Source organism: Actinomadura opuntiae (assembly GCF_030283205.1).
Classification (GTDB): domain Bacteria; phylum Actinomycetota; class Actinomycetes; order Streptosporangiales; family Streptosporangiaceae; genus Spirillospora.
Genome location: NZ_JASNWF010000001.1, coordinates 364,975 through 385,662, shown reverse-complemented (window position 1 = coordinate 385,662; position 20,688 = coordinate 364,975). Strand labels below are relative to the sequence as shown.

Here is a 20,688-nt window from a genome sequence, read left to right as displayed (position 1 = left end):
TAACGACGACTCGCCGCAAGTCGACGGTCAGTAGGAGCGGGGGAGGCCCAGTTCGTGCTGGGCGATGTGGGCCAGCACCAGTTCCTCGGCGACCGGGATGTTCTTGGCGATGCGGGCGTCGCGGAACATCCGGGCGACCGGGTACTCCAGCGAGTACGCCATGCCGCCGTGCGTCTGGAAGGCGCGGTCGGCGGCCTGCCAGGCGGCGTCGGCGGCGGTGAGTTTGGCGATGTTGGCCTCGGAGCCGCATGGCCGGCCCTGGTCCCACAGCCACGCGGCCTTGTAGGTCATCAGCCGGGCCAGCTCCAGCTGCGCCTTGATCCGGGCGAGCGGGAACGCGATGCCCTGGTTCGAGCCGATCGGCTTGCCGAACGGCGCCCGGTCGGTGGCGTAGTCGCAGGCGATCTTCAGCACGAGGCCGCCGGACCCGACGCCGCCCGCCGCCGCCAGGATCCGCTCGGGGTTGAGGATGTCCCACAGCACGGCGAACCCCTGGTCGACCTCGCCGAGGACGTGGTCGGCCGGGACGCGCACCCCGTCCAGGAACACCATGCTCGAGGCGACGGTGTTGGTGCCGAGCTTGGGGATCGGCCGGTAGGTCAGCGTGCCGTCGGCGACGGCCTGCTTGACGTCCACCAGCAGGACGGTGAAGCCGTTCGTGCGGGGCTTGGCCTCGGCCGCCGGGATCGTGCGGGTGACCAGCACCAGGTAGTCGGCGCGCTCGACGCCGGAGATCCAGATCTTCTGGCCGTTCACCACGAAGGCATCGCCGTCGCGGCGGGCCTGCGTCGAGATGTTCATCGCGTTGCTGCCCGCGTCCGGCTCGGTGATCGCGAAGCAGGTCTCGATCTCGCCCGCCGCGATCCGCGGCAGGAACGCGCGCTTCTGCTCCTCGGTGCCGTGCCGGGCGATCGTCAGCCCGCCGAACGCCGGGGTGAGCAGGTACATGAACGACGCGGCGCCGCCCGCGCCGCCCTCGGCGAGCGCCTCCAGCGCGACCGCCAGCTCCAGCAGGCCCTGGCCCGCGCCGCCGTGCTCCTCGGGGATCGCCAGGCTGTGCCAGCCGCCCTGGACCAGCTCCCGCCAGACCTCCTCCGGCCACCGCTTGTCGGCGTCGCAGCGGCTCCAGTACTCCTGGTCGTACTTCCCGGCGATGGCCAGCACGCCCTCGCGCACCGCCGCCGCGTTCTCCGGCAGATCGAAGTCCACCCGCGCCTCCCTCGAACTCGCGTGGGGATCCACCGTAGCCGATCCAGTAAGTGAGCACTGACGCAGGTCCCCGCCGTCATTGAAGCGCCGCCGTCCGGGTAGGTGACCGCGGTCGAGATCTCACGGGACAGGGGTTCACGGGCATGCGACCAGGCGACAGGTGGACGCTGGCGGGCGGGCGATGGAGCCGCGGCGGCGGGGACGGCGCGTTCGCGGTGGCCGATCCCGCGACCGGCGACCCGGTGGGCGAGGTGCCCGTCGGCACGGCCGTGGACGTCGCGGCCGCGGTGGCCGCCGCGACCCGGGCGGCGCCCGGCTGGGCCGCGACCGCGCCCGCCGAGCGCGGCGCCGCTCTGCACGCCGCCGCCAGGGCCGTCGAGGAGCACGCGGACGAGCTGGCCGCGCTGGTCACCGCCGAGATGGGCAAGCCGGCGGACGACGCGCTCGGCGGCGTCCAGGCCGGCGTCGGGACGCTGCGCCAGTGCGCCGAGCTTGGTCCCCTGCACGGGGGCCGCAGCCTCCAGGGCGGCTGGAGCGCCGCCGACTTCATGGCCCGCGAACCGCTCGGGCTCGTCGCCGTCATCACGCCGTGGAACGACCCCGTCGCCATCGCCTGCGGCCTCATCGGCGCGGCCGTCGTCACCGGCAACACCGTCGTGCACAAGCCGTCCGAGCGGACCCCGCACACCGGCGCGCTGCTCACCGAACTGCTCGCCGGATGCCTGCCCGGCGGGGTCGTCAACATGGTCAGCGGCGACGGCACCACCGGCGAGGCGCTCGCCGGCCACCCTGACCTCGACGCGGTCGCGCACGTCGGCTCCACCCGCGCCGGCCGCCGCATCGCCGAGCTGACCGCCGAGACCGGCGCCAAGGCGCTGCTGGAGAACGGCGGCGCCGACCCGCTGATCGTGGACGCGGGCGTCGACCCCGGCCGGGCGGCCGAGCAGGCCGCCACCGGCTGCTTCGCCAACGCCGGCCAGATCTGCACCTCGGTCGAACGGATCTACGTCCACGAGGCGATCGCCAGGGAGTTCGTCGCCGCGCTCACCGCGCGTGCGGAGGCGCTGCGGACCGGACCGGGCCGCGACCCGTCCACCGAACTCGGCCCGCTGGTGGACGAGCGGCACCGCACCCAGGTCCACGAGCAGGTCGAGAAGGCCGTCGCGGACGGCGCGCGCCTGCGCGCCGGCGGGCGGATCCCCGAAGGGCCCGGCTGCTTCTACCCGGCGACCGTCCTGGACGGCTGCACCGACGCCATGGCGATCATGGCGGAGGAGACGTTCGGGCCGGTCGCGCCCGTCCGCGCCGTCGGCTCGTTCGAGGAGGCCCTGGAAGCGGCGAACCGCTCCAGCTACGGGCTCGCCGCGACCGTCCTCACCCGCGACATGGCGCACGCGCAGCAGGCCTGGCGCACCCTCAAGGCCGGCACCGTGAAGATCAACGCGGTGTTCGGCGGCGCCCCGGGAGGCGCCGCCACCCCGCGCCGCGCCAGCGGCCAGGGCTTCGGCTACGGCCCCGAGCTGCTGGACGAGATGACCGCGGTGAAGGTCGTACACCTCCAGACCGACGTCCCCTGAAGGATCAGCCCTTGACGGTCAGCAGCGGCCGCAGCTCGGCGACCGGCGTCGCGACGCCGCCGCCGCGCAGGCTCGCCACCACCGGGCCGATGTCCTTGTAGGCCCACGGCGCTTCCTGCTTGAGGTCGCGGCGCCACGCGGCCATCACGTCGGACCGCCGCGCCACCATCGGGTCGCGGTGGTCCAGCGGCGTCACGACGCGGAACTCGCGCAGGAACGCGTCGAGCTCCGCGTCGCTCCCGCGCGCCGACGCCCCGCGCGGCACCCGCCGTCCCGCGCCGTGGCACGCGCTCGCCAGGGTGCGCGGGTCGCCTTGGCCGCGCAGCACGAAGCTCGCCGCGCCCATCGACCCGGGCACGATCACCGGCTCGCCCCACATTGCGTAGAGCCCGCCCGCCATCGCCTCGTGCCCGCCCGCCGGTGTGGCGCCCTTGCGGTGCACCACACGGGCGCCGTCCTGCCAGAACAGGTTGTGCGGGGCGTCGTACAGCAACCGCGCATCCGCGTCACCGTATTCGGCCGCCAGACCCGCCCGCATGGTCAGCGACAGGAAGAACCGGTTGCCCGCCGCGAAGTTGGCGGCGTTGCCGAACGCGTCCAGGTACCGGCGCCGCGCCCGCGCGGACCGCTCGTCCAGAAGGAACGGCAGGATCCCGTTGCGGGGACGGGGGAGTCCGGTGGGCCAGCCGGCGCGCAGGGCGTCCAGCGCGGTGGCGTTCGCCTGGTGGCCCAGTGACAGCGATCCGCTGTGCACCATCGTCACGACCGTCCCGGGCGCGAGCCCCCACGCGTGCGCCGCCGCCGCGTCGTGCACCTGCGCCACGTACTGCAGTTCGGCGAAGTGGTTGCCGCCGCCGATCCCGCCGATGACGCTGTCGTGGCTGGCGCCGCCCGCGCTGCCGATCCAGTCGGCGAACGCCTTGGCCGTCTCGGCCGGGAACCCGGGCGCGTGCATGCGGTCGAGCGCGTCGTCGGCGTCTCCCGGCCGCACGCCCTGCCACGGTGTGCCGCCGGCCAGCAGCAGGCCGGGCAACCCGTCGCGCAGCAGCGCCTCCCGCTGGACGGGCGTCAGCGCGATCCGCCGCCCGCCCTCGAAGAACAGGTGCCGCAGCCGCCGCTCCAGCGCGTCCAGCCTCGGCCGGACGCGATCGGCGCTCAGTGACGTCACCTCCAGCCGCATCCCGCAGTTGACGTCATTGCCGACGGCCTGCGGCAGCAGTGTGTGCTCGGTCTCCAGGACCGTTCCGATCGGGATCCCGGCGCCCTTGTGGAAGTCGGGGGTGAGCGCGACGCGGGTGACGCGCGGCTCCGGGCCGTCGTAGCCGGGCGTCGCCTCGGCGAGCCGCTGGAGCGTGCGGGCGGTCTCCAGGAGACCGAGCGCCTCGTCCACGGCCGCCTGCTCGAGCGGGACGTCGTCGCCCGCACAGATCTCCACGGGGACGCCGTGCGGGTTGGGAAGGTGTAGCCAGTGGTCGTCGGTGCGGACGAGCCGCCGGTCCTGACGTGCGGACATGGGGGGATCCTTCGGGCTGCTGGACAGCGCGCGACGGCGCGCACAGGAGTAGGAGCCGATCGCGCGGACGCGCGCGACGGCGGGGGAGCGGGGCGAGAAGGCCCGCTCGTTCCTCGGGTTCAGCAGCCGCGAGGCGGTTACGACCGTACCGCGCGGTCCCCGGCCGGGCCACCGGATTTCCCGTAGGCCCCGATGTAGCTCGTCACCATCCGCGCGACGAAGTGCGCGACCTGCTCCGGCGGGCCGGACGGCAGCATGATGTGGCTCATCGTCAGCCGGACCGCCGCGTCGGCGATCTCCACGAGCGCGTCGCGATCCACCTCCGGCCACTGCCGCAGCGCGTGCTTGGCGAGCCGCGCGCTGGCGGTGAACAGCACCGGCTCGGCCCGCGTCGTCAGCAACGGCAGCATGTCGTCGCCGTCGGCGCCGGTCAGCACCGCCTTCTTCAGCTGGTCGTCGGCGGACATCTCCAGCGTGAACAGCACCGCCGCGACCACCGCCGAGTACAGATCCTCGTGCTCGGACAGGACCTGGTCGATCCCGTCGAGGTAGCGGTCGTTGTCGCGGACCACGACCGCCTGCGCCAGGCCCCACTTGTCGCCGAACTCGTTGTAGACGGTCTGCCGGCTCACCCCGGCCGCAGCGGCGACGTCCTGCATGCGCACAGCCCGGTAGCCGCGCTCGACCAGGAGCGCGGCGGCGGCGTCCAGCAGGCATTCGCGTACCGGGCGGTCTGCGCTGCCCATGCTTCGGTCGTCCTTCCGGCCGGCGGTCACCCCGCCATTATCCTGTGCCCGGTGACGGAAGACGACTACCGAACCCTCAACCGGGCGCTCTGGGACGAGCGCGTCGCCATCCACGTCGCCAGCGAGTTCTACGACGTCGCCGGGTTCCGTGCCGGCGGCACCGCGCTGCGCGACTTCGAGATTGCCGAGATGGGCGCGGTGGCCGGCCGCCGCCTGGTGCACCTGCAATGCCACTTCGGGCTGGACACCCTGTCGTGGGACCGGCTCGGTGCGACCGTCACCGGTCTGGACTTCTCCGGCCCGGCCGTCGAGGCCGCGCGGGAGATCGCGGCCGGGTGCGGTCTGGCGGCCCGGTTCGTCCAGGCCGACGTGTACGACGCGGCCGCCGCACTGGGGGAGACCTACGAGATCGTCTACACCGGCCTCGGCGCCCTGGTGTGGCTCCCGGACGTGGACCGCTGGGCGCGGGTCGTCGCGGGCCTGCTGGAACCTGGCGGGTTCCTCTACCTCGCCGAGTTCCACCCGTTCGGCGACGTCCTGGACGACGAGGACGGCACCACCGTCGCCTACGACTACTTCGACGCCGCGCCGCAGGTGTGGGACGAGCCCGGCACCTACACTGACGGCCGCCAGGACACCCGCAACACCCGTTCCGTGCAGTTCCAGCACGGAATCGGCGAGGTCGTCAGCGCCCTCGCCGCCGCCGGGCTGCGCATCGACTTCCTGCACGAGCACGACCACACGCTGTTCCGGCGCTACCGGTCACTGGAACGGCACGGGACGATCTACCGGGTGCCGGAAGGGCGCCCGCGCGTGCCGCTGATGTACTCGCTGCGCGCCACCCGTCCCGCCAACGGCTGAGCCGGCGGCGCGGCGGGCGTCGAGGCCGGCGGAGCGGCCGGTTCGCCGCCGTTGTCGAGCAGGTGCGCGAGCGGCAGCGTCGCCGCGCCGACCGCGACGGCCTCCGGGCCGAGGTGGCACAGCTCGATCGAGGTCTGCGCGAACGGCTGCCGCAGGGCGTACCGGGCGGTGGCGTCCACGATGGCGCCGAGCATCCGGCCGCCCGCCAGCAGCCCCGCCCACCCGCCGATGATGATCTTCTCGGGACTGAACAGGTTGACCAGGTCCGCGATCCCCGCGCCGAGGTGCTCGGCGACGTCGGCGCGCAGGTCCGCCGCGGCCGGTGACGGGTCGTCCAGCAGCCCGGCGAGCGCGGCCTCCTCGTCGGCGCCGGCCGGGCCGCCGGCCGCCCGGTAGCGCTCCAGCAGCGCCGCCGCGCCCACGTACGCCTCCAGGCAGCCGCGCGAACCGCACCGGCACGGGACGCCGCCGACCTGCGACGTCGTGTGCCCCCACTCGCCCGCGCTGCCCGCCGCGCCCCGGTAGGGCGAGCCGTCGATCATCACCGCGGCGCCGACGCCCGAGCCGATCAGCGCGACGACCGCGTTGCGGTGCCCGCGCCCGGCGCCGAACCACATCTCCGCCTGGCCGAGCGCGGTGGCGCCGTTGTCGACGAACAGCGGCAGGCCGGTCCCCTCGCGCAGCATCCGCTCCAGCGGCACCCCGTCCCAGCCGATCGTCTGGCAGTGCACGACCGCCTCGGTGCCGCCCGCGGCGGCGCGGTGCTCGATGACGCCCGGGACGCCGACCCCGACGCCGATGATGGTGGACGGGTCGACCGACGCGCCGCCGATCACGGCGGGCAGCCCGTCCAGGATGTGCCGGACCACGGCGCGCTCGTCGTGGCCGCCGTCGCCGAGCGGCAGGTCGGCCTTGGCCAGCTGGGTGAGCTCCAGGTCGAACAGCTCCACCATCACCCGCGTCTCGCCGACGTCCACGCCGATCAGGTGGCCGAAACCGGCCGCCGTCTTCAGCAGCACCCGCGGCCGGCCGCCGTCGGACTCCACGCTGCCCGCCTCCGCGACCAGGCCCGCCTCGATCAGCTCGCCGACCACGTTGCTGACCGAGGCGGGGCTGAGCCCGGTCTCGCGGGCCAGGTCCTGGCGGCTGAGCGGGCCGTCGAAGTAGAGCCGGCGCAGCAGCACCGAGCGGTTGGCACGGCGCAGATCGCGCACGGTCCTGCGGCGCCGGTCCGGCATCGGGCCCCCTTTCGCGCGGCCGGTCGGCCGCGTCCCCCGAAGGTTCTCAGGTCTTGACCCGGCGATTATGTCACTGCTTAGATCACGGCCTGAAATAAGGTGTGACGTAACTCTCCCGAGCGACCGCACCTCCCTGCTACGCGGAAGGCCGAGCCGATGCGCCAGCCCACCTCACCGGCGTCCGGACACAGCGCGACATCCTCCGGCGAACCGCCCGCCGCCGCACCGGCCCGCCGTCCGGGACGCGCGGCGCGGCGCCGCGCCGGGCGCACCGCCACAGGGCTCACCGCCGGACTGACCGCGGGGCTGCTGCTGGCCGCCGCGGCGGCGTGCGGCGGCGGCACCTCGGGCGGCGGCAACGGCTCGCCGAAGACGCTGACCTACTGGGCCAGTAACCAGGGCGCCGACATCGCCGCCGACCAGCGGGTCCTCAAGCCCGAGCTGGACAAGTTCGAGAAGCAGACCGGCATCAAGGTCAAGCTGGAGGTCGTCCCCTGGACCGACCTGCTCAACCGGATCCTCGCCGCCACCACCTCGGGGCAGGGCCCGGACGTGCTCAACATCGGCAACACCTGGTCGGCGTCCCTGCAGGCGACCGGCGGACTGCTGCCGTTCGACGCCAAGACGATGGCCGAGGTCGGCGGCGCGCAGCGGTTCGTGCCCGCCACACTCGCCAGCGCCGGTGCCAAGGGCAAGGACCCCGCCGCCGTGCCGCTCTACTCCACCGCCTACGGGCTCTACTACAACAAGAAGATGTTCGCCGACGCCAAGCTCGACCCGCCCAAGACCTGGCAGGAGATGGTCGACGACGGCCGCAAGCTCACCAAGGGCGGCGTCCACGGCATCGCGATCGAGGGCGCCAGCATCCCCGAGAACGTGCACGCCGCGTTCAACATCGGCCAGATGTACGGCGCCGACTTCTTCACCCCGGACGGCAAGCCGCAGTTCGCCACCCCGCAGGCCGTCGCCGCGATCAAGTCCTACGTCGGCCTCCTCGGCACCGAGAAGGTCGCCGCGCCGGGCAACGCCGAGTACTCGGCCAACCAGTCCATCAACGACTTCGCCACCCACAAGGCGGCGATGCTCATGTGGCAGACGACCACCAGCGGCTTCACCAACCTCGGCATGAAGCCCGGCGAATGGGGCGTCGTGCCGATCCCGGCGCCGTCCCCGGCCCCGCCCGGCGGGCGGCCGATCACCTCGATGGTCGGCGGCATCAACCTCGCGGTCTTCAAGAACACCGACAACCGCGACGGCGCGCTGAAGTTCGTGAAGTTCATGACCGGCGACGACGAGCAGAAGATCCTCAACAAGGCCTACGGGTCGCTGCCGCCCGTCACCGCCGCGCAGAGCGACCCCGCCTTCGACACCCCCGACACCCGGGTGTTCAAGGACATCCTCGCCTCGCACGCCGCGCCGCTGCCGCAGGTCCCGGCCGAGAGCCAGTTCGAGACCGCCGTCGGGACCGCGATGAAGGAGCTGTTCGCCGACGCGGCCGCGGGCCGCCCCGTCACCGACGACAAGATCAAGGCCAAGCTCGAGGCGGCCCAGCAGCAGATGGCGAAGTGACCGGCGCATGACCTCCGCCAACGTCTCGTCCGGCACGGCCCGCGAGGGCCGTGCCGTGGGGGGCCGGCACGGGCGCCCCGGCGGCCCGGGCGGGGAGCGGCCGGCGGGCCGCATCCGCCGGCCGCGCGGCCGGTTCCGGCTCCCGCCCCGCCTGCTGCCCTACCTGCTGCTGGCCCCCGCCGTGGTCGCCGAGCTGATCGTGCACGTGGTGCCGATCGCGGTCGGCGTCTGGATGAGCTTCCGCGAGCTCACCCTCTTCTACATTCGCGACTGGGCGAAGGCGCCCGGCAAGGGCCTCGGCAACTACCGGGTCGCCGTCGACTTCGACGGCGCCATCGGCAAGGACCTGCTGACCTCGTTCCTGGTCACGGTCGGCGTCACGGTGCTGGCCGTCGGGCTGTCGTGGCTGCTCGGCACGGCCGCCGCGATCCTGATGCAGGACCGGTTCCGCGGACGCGGGCTGCTGCGCGCCGCCTTCCTCGTCCCGTACGCGCTGCCCGTCTACGCGGCCGTCATGACATGGGGATTCCTGTTCCAGCGCGACACCGGCATGGTGAACCACGTGCTGGTCGACCAGCTGCACCTCACCGGCGGCGACCGCCCGTTCTGGCTCATCGGCGACAACAGCTTCTGGGCGCTGGTCACCGTCATCGTGTGGCGGTCATGGCCGTTCGCGTTCCTGGTGCTGATGGCCGGGCTGCAGAACGTCCCGCGCGACCTGTACGAGGCGTCCGCGCTGGACGGCGCCGGGATCTGGCGGCAGATCCGGCACATCACGCTGCCCGCGCTGCGCCCCATCAACCAGGTGCTCGTCCTCGTGCTGTTCCTGTGGACGTTCAACGACTTCAACACGCCGTTCGTGCTGTTCGGGAAGGCGCCGCCCACCGGCGGCGACCTGATCTCGCTGCACATCTACCGGGCGTCGTTCCTCACCTGGAACTTCGGCACCGGATCGGCGATGTCGGTCCTGCTCCTGCTGTTCCTGCTGCTGGTCACGGCGGTGTACCTGATCGCCACGTCGCGACGGAGGACCGCCCATGCATGACACCGCGCCCGCCCGTGCCCGACGGCGCCGCGCGCCCACCGATCCGCCGGCCTCGTTCCGCTGGACGCGCCGGATCGTGCTGACGCTGCTGGCGGTGTTCACGCTCGTCCCGGTCTATGCGATGGTCAGCTCGTCGCTGAAGCCGCTGAAGGACGTGCGGGGCGCCTTCCACTGGATCCCCACCGAGCCGACCTTCCGTCCCTATGTCGACATGTGGTCGACGGTGCCGCTGGCCCGGTACTTCACCAACAGCGTCATCGTCGCGGGCGGCGCCACCGCGGCGTCGGTCGTCATCGCGGTCGGCGCCGCGTACGCGGTGAGCCGGTACCGGTTCGCCGGGCGCCGGGTGTTCACCGTGACGGTCCTGTCGACGCAGATGTTCCCCGGGATCCTGTTCCTGCTGCCGCTGTTCCTGATCTTCGTGAACGTCGGGAACACGACCGGGATCGCGCTGTACGGCAGCCGCGGCGCGCTGATCCTCACCTACCTGACGTTCTCGCTGCCGTTCTCGATCTGGATGCTGGTCGGCTACTTCGAGTCGATCCCGCGCGAGCTGGACGAGGCGGCGCGGGTGGACGGCTGCGGCCCGGTCGGCGCGCTGCTGCGCGTGATCGTCCCGGCGTCGCTGCCCGGCATCGTCGCGGTCACCGTCTACGCGTTCATGACCGCGTGGGGCGAGGTGCTGTTCGCCTCGGTGATGACCAACGACCAGACCCGGACGCTGTCGATCGGCCTGCAGGGCTACTCGACGCAGCACGAGGTCTATTGGAACCAGGTGATGGCCGCCTCCCTCGTGGTGAGCGTCCCCGTCGTCGCCGGGTTCCTGCTGCTGCAGCGCTTCCTGGTGACCGGCCTGACCGCCGGCGCCGTCAAGTGACCGACACGCCCGCCCCGTTTCTCACCACTGAGGGAGACCCGTGCCCATCGACGACCTGACCGCGTTCGGCCCCGACTTCGCCTGGGGCGCGGCGACCTCCGCCTACCAGGTCGAGGGTGCCGCCCGCGAGGACGGCCGCGCCGCGTCCATCTGGGACGTGTTCTGCCGCGTGCCGGGCGCGGTCGCCGGCGGCGACACCGGCGACGTCGCCTGCGACCACTACCACCGCTGGCGCGAGGACGTCGCGCTGATGGCGGCGCTCGGGCTCGGTGCGTACCGGTTCTCGATCGCCTGGCCGCGCGTCCTGCCGGACGGGGGCGGCGCCGTGAACGCGGCCGGCCTCGCCTTCTACGACTGCCTGGTGGACGCGCTGCTGGAGGCGGGGATCGAGCCGCATCCGACGCTGTACCACTGGGACCTCCCGCAGGCGTTGCAGGACCGCGGCGGCTGGCCGTCCCGGGACACCGCGGAGCGTTTCGCCGAGTACGCCTCGGTGGTCGCGGGCGCGCTCGGCGACCGGGTGATGTCGTGGGCGACGCTGAACGAGCCGGTCTGCGCGGCCTGGCTCGGGCATTTGCAGGGAGTGATGGCGCCGGGCGTCGCCGACGTCCGCCAGGCGGTGCCCGCGTCGTACCACCTGATGCTCGCGCACGGCCTCGGCGTCCAGGCGATCCGCGCCGCGGCGCCCGGCGCCCGCGTCGGCGTCGTCAACCTGCTCACCGACTGCGAACCCGGCAGCGACCGGGACGAGGACGTGGCGGCGGCGCGCCGCGAGGACGGCCACCACAACCGCTGGTGGCTCGACCCGACCCACGGGCGCGGCCTGCCCGCCGACATGATCGAGGAGTACGGCGTCGAACCGCCGGTGCAGCCCGGCGACCTGGAGGCGATCGCCGCGCCGCTGGACTGGCTAGGGGTCAACTACTACCGCCGGTCCGTCAACGTGGCCGACCCCGGCGGCGCGCCGCCGCGCGCCCGTCAGATCACCCCGGTCGGCACGCCCCGCACCGGGATGGACTGGGAGATCCACCCGGACCGGCTGGAGAAGATCCTGGTCCGGGTCACCGAGGAGTACGCGCCGCGCAGCGTCATGGTCACCGAGAACGGATCGGCCTACACCGACACCGTGACCGCCGACGGCGCGGTCCACGACCCCGAGCGGACCGCCTACCTGGAGGCGCACCTGGCGGCGTGCGCATCCGCGATCCGCAAGGGCGTTCCGCTGGACGGCTACTTCGCCTGGTCGCTGCTGGACAACTTCGAATGGGCGTACGGGTACGCGCAGCGGTTCGGGCTCGTCCACGTCGACTTCGGAAGCCAGAGGCGGACCGTCAAGGACAGCGGGCACCGCTACGCCGAGATCATCCGCGCGCACCGCGGCCTGTCCGCCGGGACGGTCGCGACCGGCCGCTGACCGTCCGGGCCGGGCCCCGCGCCGCATGGGGCCCCGGTCCGGGCGCGCCGCCCGGCCCGCCTACAGTGAGGCTCCACCAGGCCCGCGACGGGCGGGCGCCGGGGTGAGGAGGGACCGGGTGGGCGGGATCCTTGTGGCCAACCGGGGCGAGATCGCGCTGCGGATCGTCCGGGCGGCGGCCGAACTGGGGCTGCGGACGGCCGCCGTGCACACCCGCGACGACGCCGCGTCCCCGCACACCCGCCGCGCCGACGAGGTCCGGGCGCTGCCCGGCGAGGGCGTCGCGGGCTACCTCGACGCCGACGCGCTGATCGCCGCCGCCAAGGACGCCGGCGCCACCGCCGTCCATCCCGGCTACGGGTTCCTGAGCGAGAACGCCGCGTTCGCCGCGCAGTGCGCCGCCGCCGGACTGACGTTCGTCGGCCCGCGCCCCGAACTGCTGGAACTGTTCGGCGACAAGACCCGCTCCCGCGAACTGGCCCGCGAGACGGGCGTCCCGGTGACGCCCGGGACGCCGGGGCCGGTGACGCTCGCCGAGGCGGAGGCGTTCGCGCGCAAGCACGGCCCGGTGATGCTCAAGGCCCTCGCTGGCGGCGGCGGACGCGGCATGCGCGTCGTGACCGACCCCGGCGAGATGGCGGAGGCGTACGAGCGGTGCCGCTCCGAGGCGCTCGCGTCGTTCGGGAACGGCGACCTCTACGCCGAGAAGCACGTGCCGCGCGCCCGCCACATCGAGGTGCAGATCGCCGGCGACGGCTCCGGCGCCGTCACCCACCTGTGGGAACGCGACTGCAGCGTCCAGCGGCGGCACCAGAAGCTCATCGAGATCGCCCCGGCGCCCGCACTGGCAGCGGACGTGCGTGACGCGCTGCTGGACGCCGCGGTCCGCATGGCCGAGCGGGTCCGCTACGCGAGCCTCGGCACGTTCGAGTTCCTCGTCTCCGGCGAGGAGTTCTGGTTCCTGGAGGCCAACCCGCGTCTCCAGGTCGAGCACACCGTCACCGAAGAGATCACCGGCGTCGACCTGGTGAAGGCGCAGATCCGGATCGCGCTGGGGGAGGACCTGGCGGCCGTCGGCCTCGCCGCGCCGCCGCCCGCGTCCGGCTGCGCCGTCCAGGTGCGCGTCAACACCGAGACGATCGGCGCGGACGGCACCCCGCATCCGCAGGCCGGGACGCTCACCGCGTTCGCGCCGCCCACCGGCCCCGGCGTCCGCGTCGACACCTACGGGCACGCGGGCTACCGCACGAGCCCCCGCTACGACCCGCTGCTGGCGAAGGTCATCGCCCGCGCCGAGGACCTTCCGTCCGCCGCCGCCCGCGCGCACGGTGCGCTCGGCGAGTTCGAGATCGCGGGCGTCGCGACGAGCATTCCGCTGCTGCAGAGCGTCCTGCGGCATCCGGACTTCACCGCCGGGGGCGTCCCGACGTCCTTCATTGCCGACCATCTGCCCGAACTGCTGCGCGGCGAGCACCACCGCTTCTACACCCCCTCGGCCGAGGAGGCCGCCGCGCCCGAGCAGGCCGTGCCCGACGCGCCGCCCGGCACGGTCGCCGTGCCCGCGCCCATGCAGGGGACGGTGGTGAGCGTCGAGGCGGCCGAAGGGAACCTCGTCCGCGCGGGGGCGCCGGTGCTGATCCTCGAAGCGATGAAGATGGAGCACGTCGTGCGGGCGGGGGAGGCGGGCGTCGTCCGCGCCGTCGCCGCCGCGCCCGGCGACACCGTGACCGAGGGCGCGCCGCTGCTCTTCCTCGAACCCGCCGAGGTCGACGGCGACCACGCCGACGACGAGGCCGAGGCCGACCTGGACGAGATTCGCGCCGACCTCGCCGAGACCATCCGGCGCCACGAGATCGGGCTGGACGCGGCCCGCCCCGACGCGGTCGCCAAGCGGCACGCGCGCGGCCACCGCACCGCCCGCGAGAACATCGACGACCTGTGCGACGCCGGCACTTTCGTGGAGTACGGCGCGCTCGCCATCGCCGCGCAGCGGCAGCGCCGGTCCCTGGACGACCTGATCGAGAGGACGCCCGCCGACGGCATGGTCTGCGGCCTCGGCGACGTCAACGGCCACCAGGCCGTCGTGATGTCCTACGACTACATGGTGCTGGCCGGGACGCAGGGCCACCAGAACCACCGCAAGACCGACCGGATGCTCGACCTCGCGCACCGGCGCCGCCTGCCGGTCGTCCTGTTCGCCGAAGGCGGCGGCGGACGGCCCGGCGACACCGACACCTCGATGGTGTCCGGCCTGGACGTCACCACCTTCCACGCCATGGGGCGGCTGAGCGGCGCCGTCCCGTCCGTCGGGATCGCGTCCGGGCGCTGCTTCGCGGGGAACGCGGCCCTGCTCGGCTGCTGCGACGTCATCATCGCCACCCGGGACGCCAACATCGGGATGGGCGGCCCGGCGATGATCGAGGGCGGCGGGCTCGGCGTGTTCGCCCCCGAGGAGATCGGCCCGATCACCGACCAGGAGCCGAACGGCGTCGTCGACATCGCCGTCGAGGACGAGGCGGAGGCCGTCGACGCCGCGCGCCGCTACCTGTCCTACTTCCAGGGCCCCGCCGACGACTGGACCTGCGACGACCAGCGGATACTCCGGCACGTGATCCCGGAGAACCGGCTGCGCGCCTACGACGTCCGCCGGGTCATCGGGCACCTGGCCGACACCGGGTCGGTGCTGGAGTTGCGCCGCGCCTTCGGCGTCGGCATCATCACCGCGCTGGTACGGATCGAGGGCCGCCCGATGGGCCTCATCGCCAACAACCCCGCGCACCTCGGCGGCGCCATCGACCGCGACGCCGCCGACAAAGCCGCCCGGTTCCTGCAGCTGTGCGACGCGCACGACCTGCCCGTGGTCTCGCTGTGCGACACCCCCGGCTTCATGGTCGGCCCCGATGCCGAGCGCACTGCGACCGTCCGGCACTTCAGCCGGCTCTTCGTCATCGGCGCGAACCTGCGCGTCCCGCTCGTCACGGTGGTGCTGCGCAAGGGCTACGGGCTCGGCGCGCAGGCGATGGCGGGCGGCGGGTTCAAGGCGCCGCTCGCGACGGTCGCGTGGCCGACCGGCGAGATCGGCGGCATGGGCCTGGAAGGCGCCGTCCGGCTCGGCTTCCGCAAGGAGCTGGCCGCGGCCGAGGACCCCAAGGCGCTGTTCGAGACGATGGTCGCCGCCGCCTACGAGCACGGCAAGGCGCTCAACGCCGCCACCGTGTTCGAGTTGGACGACGTCATCGACCCGGCCGGCACCCGCCGCCTCGTCACGACGGCGTTCGCGTCCGCACCGCCCATCGCGGACCGGCCGCGGCGCTGGGTCGACACGTGGTGACCGGGCCCGGCTCGCCGAGGTAGGCGGCCCGGACGCGCGGGTCGGCGCGGACCTCGGCGGGCGGCCCGGCCGCGATCACCCGCCCGCCGTGCAGCACGTGCAGGACGTCGCACACCCCGAGCACCGGCTCCAGGTCGTGCCCGGCGACCAGGACCGCGACGCCCTCGGCGGCGAGATCGCGCAGCAGCACCTCCAGCGCCCGCGCCCGGTGGTCCGGCAGGCCCTCCCACGGCTCGTCCAGCAGCAGGACGGCGGGGTCGGCCGCCAGCGCCCGCGCCAGCCCGGTCAGCCGCGCGATGCCGTCCGGCACCTCGCGCGCGGGGCGGTCGGCGAACTCGGCGATGCCGACCCGGGCCAGCAGCTCGCCGGCGCGGGCGCCCGCGTCCCGGCACGCCTCCCGCCGTCGCGCCCACCGGTCGCGCACCGTGCGCCCGCCGTGGTCGCGCGCGGCCGCGTGCCTGCGCGCCGCGTCCCGCACGCTCTCGGCGACCGTCCGCGACCGGCACCGCTCGGGCTCCTGGAACGTGCGGGCGATGCCGTGCCGGGCGCGTTCCCGCGCGGCGCTGCCCGTCAGGTCGGCGTCGCCGAGATGGACGGTGCCCTCGGCGGGACGGCGCAGCCCGGTGATCACGTCGCAGAGCGTCGTCTTGCCCGCGCCGTCCGGGCCGATCAGCCCGGCGACCGTGCCGGGCGGCACCGTCAGCGCGGCGGCGCGGACGGCGGTCACGCCGCCGATCCGGACCGTGACGTCCGCGACCCGCAGTCCCTGAGCGGTCGACATCGGCGCCTCCCGGCCGGTCCGGGGCCCGGCGGCCCGTACCGGCGCCCTTGTGTGATGTGGATCACTGGCGGATCATCACCCTACTGAGGCCCGCGCGCGCGGGCAATCGGGCGGAGGGGCGTCATGGCGGACTGGCGGACACGCAGCCTGTGGCTCTCCCGCGGTCCCTACGAGCCCATGCCGCCGCTCGACGGCGATCTGGACGTCGACATCGTCGTCGTGGGCGCCGGATTCACCGGGCTCTGGGCCGCGATCCACCTCAAGCGCGCCGACCCGTCCGTGGACGTCGCCGTACTGGAGCAGCAGGTCGCCGGCTACGGCGCGTCCGGCCGCAACGGCGGGTTCGCGATGACGATGGTCGGCCGGAACCTGCACGACCTCGTTCGCAAGGTGGGCCCGGCGCGGGCGCGCGCGACCCGCCTGGCGATGCGCGGCACCCTGAGCGACATCGCCGGGTTCGTCCGCGCGGAGGGCATCGACGCCGACCTGACCCGCCCCGGTCTGCTGACGGTCTCGAACGGGCCCGAGCAGGACGAGCGGATCCGGCAGGACCTCGTGGCGTCCCGGCGGCTCGGCTTGGACGACCTGCGCTATCTCAGCGCCCGCGAATGCCGGGACCTGGTGGCCGCCGACCGGGTCCGCTGCGGGCACTTCGAGGAGGACGCGCTGCTCCTCGACCCCGCCGCGCTCACCCGGGGGCTGCGCGACGCGGCCGTCCGCCTCGGCGTCCGCGTCTTCGAATCGACGCCCGTGCACAGCCTCGCCCTGCCCGGGACGCACGTGCTCGCACGCACGCCGGGCGGCACCGTCCGCGCGGACCGCGCGCTGCTGGCGACCAATGCCTACGCGCACGCGGTCCCCGCGCTGCGCCGCTGGCTGTTCACGATCGTCGCCTCGATCATCGTGACCGAGCCGCTCACCGGCGAGCAGTGGAAGCGCGCCGGGTGGCAGAGCGGCGCGGGCGTGGAGGACAAGCGGATCATGCCGCACTTCCACCGCCCGACGCTCGACGGCCGGATCTTGTGGGGCGGGCGCGACGCGCCGTTCGCCCCCGGTGGCCCCGACCCGGGCCGGGACCGCTCCCCGCAGGTGTTCCGGCGGCTGGAGGAGACCTTCAGACTGACGTTTCCGCAGCTGGCCGATGTGCGGATCGACCGCGGCTGGTGCGGGCCGGTCGCCGGCACCGTCAACTGCTTCGCGCACGCCGGACGGCTCGGCCGCGGGCGCCGCGTCGTGTACGCGCTCGGCTACGCCGGCCACGGCGTCGGCCCGAGCCACCTCACCGCGCGGATCGCCCGCGACCTGCTGCTCGACCGCGACAGCGAGGTGCTGGACCTGCCGATGGCCGCCGAGCGTCCCGTCCCGCTGCCGCCCGGTCCGCTGCGCGGGCTCGTGCTGAACGGCGCGCAGCACGTCCTGCAGCGGGCCGACGACGGCGATCGCGGGCCGCTGACCGGGCTCGCCCTGCGCTTCCTGCAGTGACCTCGCTCAGGAGGCCCCGGTGTCGACGGCTTGGAGCCGGTCGCGCGTCCACTCCTTCACGCCCGCGATGAACCCCTCGACATCGGCGGCCTTGCCGGACGCCATCTCGGCGAACCAGTCCGGTACGTACCGCTCGAACCGCCCGTTCTCGATGAGCTCCAACACGGCGTCGGCGACCTCCTGCGGCGGCAGCACGTCGGACAGGTCGCTGAGCGGCGGCTCGTTGCCCGGCAGCGAGAACAGGTCGGTGTCGACCAGCGCCGGCTGGACGATGTGCGCCTGCACGCCCGTCCCGTCCAGGTCGACGGTCATGGTCTCCCAGAACGCGGTCAGCGCCGCCTTGGACGCGCCGTACGCCGCCTCGTGCGGCGGGCCGAGCCGCGCCGCCACCGACCCGATCGCGACCAGGTGCCCGTGCCCGCGCTCGATCATCCCCGGCAGCACCGCGAGCGTCAGCCGCACCGGTGACAGGTAGTTCAGCCGCATCACGTCGTCGTTCTCGGCGGGCGCCATGTCCTGGACGCGGCGCCGCTTCGGCATCGCGGCGTTGTTGACCAGGACGTCCACGCCGCCGAACTCCGCCTCCACGGCCGCCGCGAGGCCGGCGATCGAGTCGAGGTCGGCGAGGTCGGCGACCCACATCGCCGATTCGGGGGAGTGCTCGCGGCACCGCGCGAGCGTCTTCTCCAGCAGTTCCTCGCGCCGCGCCACCAGCCCCACGCGCGCGCCCGCGGCGGCGAGCGCCTCCGCGACGACCGCGCCGATGCCGGACGACGCACCCGTGACCAACGCCGACTTTCCCGTCAGAGTCACCATGCCGCCAACGTCACACACGCCCGCGCCGCGCGGCAAGGCGCACCGCCGCCGCGGCGAAAAGGGGCGCGCCGCCGCGGCGAAAAGGGGCGCGCCGCCGCGGCGAAAAGGGGCGTGCCGCCGCGGCGTAAAGGGGCCCGCGGCGCGGGCGTGCCGGGCCGGTGTCCTAGATCCAGCCGTCCAGCGAGGCCATGAAGCCGTTGAGGTCGTCGCGGTGGACGCAGTGGCCGGTGCCCTCCACCTGCGTCGCCGCGAACCCCTTGGCGCGCAGGTCGGCGGCGAGGTCGTCCGGCACCAGGCGCCGGTCGCCCGCGCCCTGCACCAGCGACGGCACGACCGGGCGCTCCGGGACCATGTCCACGGCCTCGCCGAGCCATCCCGCCGCCTGGACGTCCCACCGTGCGAAGCCGTCGAGTTCGGCGGCGATGTCCTCGTCGGCCCACTTCGGGCACATCTTCCGCAGCTGCTCCGCGGTCGCCGCCTTGGTGAACGCCGCGAACTCCTGGAGCTGGGCCGGGCGCGCGTCACCGCCGATCTTCCAAGCCGGGTCGCTGTAGACGGCCCGGGCCGGACGCAGCTCGGCCGCGACGATAGAGAGCGACAGCGCGCCGAGGGAGTGGCCGATGGCGAGGTCCGCGCCGGCCGGCAGCGAGTCCACCAGGTCGGCGGCGAACAGGTCGGGGGAGTACTCCGCGGCGTGCGGGCTCTCGCCGTGGCCGCGCAGGTCCGGCATGAGGACGCGGTAGCCGCGCGCGGCGAGCAGCGGCGCGACCCGGCACCAGGTGCCGGCCGACGCCATGATGCCGTGGATCAGCACGGCCGTCCGGTCGCCGCCGCCGATCTCGTGGACCTTCAGTTTCACGGGGTTTCCTCTCGGGACGGGGTGTTCAGCGGACGCTCTTGACCGGCAGGACCGAGAGCGCCGCCGCGACGGCGAGCACCGCCGCGACGATGTAGAGGGCGGGGTAGCCGCCGGGCGTACTGATGATCGCCGACGCGACGAACGGCGCGACGATCTGGGGTCCCGCGTTGGCGATGTTGAGCACGCCCATGTCGCGGGCGGCGTCCTCGCCGCGCGGCAGCACGAGCGTGACCATCGCGGTGTCGACGGCCATGTAGACGCCGAAGAACAGCCCGTCGACCGCCATGAAGACGACCATGGTCGTCCAGTGCGGGGAGAGCAGGGGCATCAGCAGCGCCGCCGCCATGCCGGCGCTGGCGACGAAGACGAACGCCTTGCGCCGGTCCAGCCGGTCCGACAGCGGCCCGCCGATGACCGTGGTCACCACCGAGGTCACCGCGCCGATGAGGGTCAGCAGGGCGACGCCGTCCGCGCCCTTCATCCCGTGCGGCAGCCCGATGTGGTCCTCGAGCATGTACAGCAGGTAACCGGTGACGCAGAAGTAGGACAGGATCATCAGCGCGCGTCCCGCGAAAACCCACATGAAGTCGCGGACGCGCAGCGCCGACAGGAACGAGGCGAGGTCCCGCCGCAGCGAGGACGCCTGCTGCGCGGCGCGCGCGGGCAGTTCGTGCGGGCGGGGGTCGTGGGTCAGCGTCACCAGCAGGACCGCCGCGCCGACCAGCAGGAGGCCCAGCGTCGTGTACCCCCACGCGATCGCGTGCGTGAACCGTCCCGCCACGACGATGCCGACGAGCAGGCCGAGGGTGGTGCCGGCGCCCGCCATCGCCGATGCGGTGCCGCGCCGCTCCGCCGGCACCCGGTCGGGGACGATCGCGGTGAGCGCCGCCTGGTAGATGTTGCCCATCCCCTGGACCAGGCACCAGCCGACCGCCAGCAGCGCGATGGCGGTCATGTTCCCGAGCAGGACGGCGAACGCCAGCGCGAGCACCGCGCCGCCGAGCAGGAACGGGTTCCGGCGGCCGAACCGGGAGCGGCTGCGGTCCGACAGGGCGCCGCCGATCGGGTTGAGCAGCGTCGCGAACGCCGCCCCGATGCCGGTGACGGCGCCGAGCAGCGCGACCTTGTGCGCCTTGTCGATGTGCTCCACCTGGGTGGGCAGCAGGATGCTCGCCGCGCCGGCGTAGAGGGCGAACAGCACGAGGTTGCCGGTCAGCAGCAGCGGCATCAGCCCCCGCCGGGGGCGCGCGGCGCCCGCCGGCGTCTCGGCCGGCGGCGCGGGGGCCGCGCCGGTCCCGGCGCTCACCGGATGGTCCCGTTCGCGGCCGCTGTGCGGCGGTCGGTGGGGCTCATGGGGGACTCCTCCGGGG

At 74.0% G+C, this 20,688-nt stretch carries 16 protein-coding genes; 8 read left to right on the top strand and 8 right to left on the bottom strand.

Going from position 1 to position 20,688, the window contains the following annotated elements; translation table 11 throughout:
- Positions 1 to 27: 27 nt before the first annotated feature.
- A complete protein-coding gene (locus QP089_RS02065) occupies positions 28 to 1,209 on the bottom strand; it encodes an acyl-CoA dehydrogenase family protein (protein WP_285909413.1) in 1,182 nt (393 codons plus the stop codon).
- Positions 1,210 to 1,352: 143 nt separating this feature from the next.
- On the opposite strand from QP089_RS02065, the gene QP089_RS02060 reads away from it, so the two are divergent.
- Positions 1,353 to 2,786 (top strand): aldehyde dehydrogenase family protein, encoded by a 1,434-nt coding sequence (locus QP089_RS02060; protein WP_285909412.1) that lies wholly within the window; start codon positions 1,353 to 1,355, stop codon positions 2,784 to 2,786.
- Between the two features lie 4 nt (positions 2,787 to 2,790).
- Here the strand turns inward: QP089_RS02060 and QP089_RS02055 are convergent, their stop codons facing one another.
- Together QP089_RS02055 and QP089_RS02050 are read right to left on the bottom strand one after the other, a co-directional pair.
- On the bottom strand, positions 2,791 to 4,299 hold the full coding sequence (locus QP089_RS02055; RefSeq protein ID WP_285909411.1) for an RtcB family protein: 1,509 nt from the start codon (positions 4,297 to 4,299) through the stop codon (positions 2,791 to 2,793).
- 137 nt (positions 4,300 to 4,436) lie between these two features.
- Complete coding sequence (locus tag QP089_RS02050; protein ID WP_285909410.1) at positions 4,437 to 5,045, bottom strand: TetR/AcrR family transcriptional regulator; 609 nt, start codon at positions 5,043 to 5,045, stop codon at positions 4,437 to 4,439.
- A gap of 51 nt (positions 5,046 to 5,096) precedes the next feature.
- Here QP089_RS02050 and QP089_RS02045 point away from each other — a divergent pair, with 51 nt between their 5' ends.
- The gene (locus QP089_RS02045) at positions 5,097 to 5,906 is read left to right on the top strand and encodes a class I SAM-dependent methyltransferase (protein WP_353070416.1); all 810 of its coding nucleotides are present in this window, start codon (positions 5,097 to 5,099) and stop codon (positions 5,904 to 5,906) included.
- Here QP089_RS02045 and QP089_RS02040 read toward each other — a convergent pair.
- On the bottom strand, positions 5,831 to 7,144 hold the full coding sequence (locus tag QP089_RS02040) for an ROK family transcriptional regulator (protein ID WP_285909409.1): 1,314 nt from the start codon (positions 7,142 to 7,144) through the stop codon (positions 5,831 to 5,833). The two genes, QP089_RS02045 and QP089_RS02040, sit on opposite strands and share 76 nt — an antisense overlap.
- Before the next feature lie 156 nt (positions 7,145 to 7,300).
- Between QP089_RS02040 and QP089_RS02035 the strand changes: the two genes are divergently transcribed.
- The 5 genes from QP089_RS02035 (at position 7,301) to QP089_RS02015 (ending at position 15,380) form a co-directional block, all read left to right on the top strand.
- A complete protein-coding gene (locus tag QP089_RS02035) occupies positions 7,301 to 8,713 on the top strand; it encodes an ABC transporter substrate-binding protein (RefSeq protein WP_285909408.1) in 1,413 nt (470 codons plus the stop codon).
- Positions 8,714 to 8,720: 7 nt separating this feature from the next.
- A complete protein-coding gene (locus QP089_RS02030) occupies positions 8,721 to 9,758 on the top strand; it encodes a carbohydrate ABC transporter permease (protein WP_285909407.1) in 1,038 nt (345 codons plus the stop codon).
- Complete coding sequence (locus QP089_RS02025) at positions 9,751 to 10,635, top strand: carbohydrate ABC transporter permease (protein WP_285909406.1); 885 nt, start codon at positions 9,751 to 9,753, stop codon at positions 10,633 to 10,635. The genes QP089_RS02030 and QP089_RS02025 overlap by 8 nt, the downstream gene beginning before the upstream one ends.
- Positions 10,636 to 10,675: 40 nt before the next feature.
- The gene (locus tag QP089_RS02020; RefSeq protein ID WP_353070413.1) at positions 10,676 to 12,049 is read left to right on the top strand and encodes a GH1 family beta-glucosidase; all 1,374 of its coding nucleotides are present in this window, start codon (positions 10,676 to 10,678) and stop codon (positions 12,047 to 12,049) included.
- A gap of 118 nt (positions 12,050 to 12,167) precedes the next feature.
- Complete coding sequence (locus QP089_RS02015; protein WP_285909405.1) at positions 12,168 to 15,380, top strand: acetyl-CoA carboxylase family protein; 3,213 nt, start codon at positions 12,168 to 12,170, stop codon at positions 15,378 to 15,380.
- Here the strand turns inward: QP089_RS02015 and QP089_RS02010 are convergent.
- Complete coding sequence (locus QP089_RS02010; protein ID WP_285909404.1) at positions 15,313 to 16,161, bottom strand: ABC transporter ATP-binding protein; 849 nt, start codon at positions 16,159 to 16,161, stop codon at positions 15,313 to 15,315. The two genes, QP089_RS02015 and QP089_RS02010, sit on opposite strands and share 68 nt — an antisense overlap.
- Before the next feature lie 123 nt (positions 16,162 to 16,284).
- On the opposite strand from QP089_RS02010, the gene QP089_RS02005 reads away from it, so the two are divergent.
- Complete coding sequence (locus tag QP089_RS02005) at positions 16,285 to 17,643, top strand: NAD(P)/FAD-dependent oxidoreductase (protein ID WP_285909403.1); 1,359 nt, start codon at positions 16,285 to 16,287, stop codon at positions 17,641 to 17,643.
- A 6-nt stretch (positions 17,644 to 17,649) separates the two neighbouring features.
- Here QP089_RS02005 and QP089_RS02000 read toward each other — a convergent pair whose 3' ends face one another.
- The 3 genes from QP089_RS02000 to QP089_RS01990 form a co-directional block, all read right to left on the bottom strand.
- Complete coding sequence (locus tag QP089_RS02000) at positions 17,650 to 18,459, bottom strand: SDR family NAD(P)-dependent oxidoreductase (protein ID WP_285909402.1); 810 nt, start codon at positions 18,457 to 18,459, stop codon at positions 17,650 to 17,652.
- Positions 18,460 to 18,622: 163 nt separating this feature from the next.
- On the bottom strand, positions 18,623 to 19,318 hold the full coding sequence (locus tag QP089_RS01995) for an alpha/beta fold hydrolase (RefSeq protein WP_285909401.1): 696 nt from the start codon (positions 19,316 to 19,318) through the stop codon (positions 18,623 to 18,625).
- Positions 19,319 to 19,343: 25 nt separating this feature from the next.
- A complete protein-coding gene (locus tag QP089_RS01990) occupies positions 19,344 to 20,624 on the bottom strand; it encodes an MFS transporter (protein WP_285909400.1) in 1,281 nt (426 codons plus the stop codon).
- Positions 20,625 to 20,688: the final 64 nt, after the last annotated feature.

What these genes read in the sequence shown, in the direction of transcription:
- QP089_RS02060 (WP_285909412.1), top strand. Translation starts at nt 1,353, where the DNA reads ATGCGACCAGGCGACAGGTGGACGCTGGCGGGCGGGCGATGGAGCCGC.
- QP089_RS02055 (WP_285909411.1), bottom strand. Translation starts at nt 4,299, where the DNA reads ATGTCCGCACGTCAGGACCGGCGGCTCGTCCGCACCGACGACCACTGG.
- QP089_RS02050 (WP_285909410.1), bottom strand. Translation starts at nt 5,045, where the DNA reads ATGGGCAGCGCAGACCGCCCGGTACGCGAATGCCTGCTGGACGCCGCC.
- QP089_RS02040 (WP_285909409.1), bottom strand. Translation starts at nt 7,144, where the DNA reads ATGCCGGACCGGCGCCGCAGGACCGTGCGCGATCTGCGCCGTGCCAAC.
- QP089_RS02035 (WP_285909408.1), top strand. Translation starts at nt 7,301, where the DNA reads ATGCGCCAGCCCACCTCACCGGCGTCCGGACACAGCGCGACATCCTCC.
- QP089_RS02030 (WP_285909407.1), top strand. Translation starts at nt 8,721, where the DNA reads ATGACCTCCGCCAACGTCTCGTCCGGCACGGCCCGCGAGGGCCGTGCC.
- QP089_RS02025 (WP_285909406.1), top strand. Translation starts at nt 9,751, where the DNA reads ATGCATGACACCGCGCCCGCCCGTGCCCGACGGCGCCGCGCGCCCACC.
- QP089_RS02010 (WP_285909404.1), bottom strand. Translation starts at nt 16,161, where the DNA reads ATGTCGACCGCTCAGGGACTGCGGGTCGCGGACGTCACGGTCCGGATC.
- QP089_RS02005 (WP_285909403.1), top strand. Translation starts at nt 16,285, where the DNA reads ATGGCGGACTGGCGGACACGCAGCCTGTGGCTCTCCCGCGGTCCCTAC.
- QP089_RS02000 (WP_285909402.1), bottom strand. Translation starts at nt 18,459, where the DNA reads ATGGTGACTCTGACGGGAAAGTCGGCGTTGGTCACGGGTGCGTCGTCC.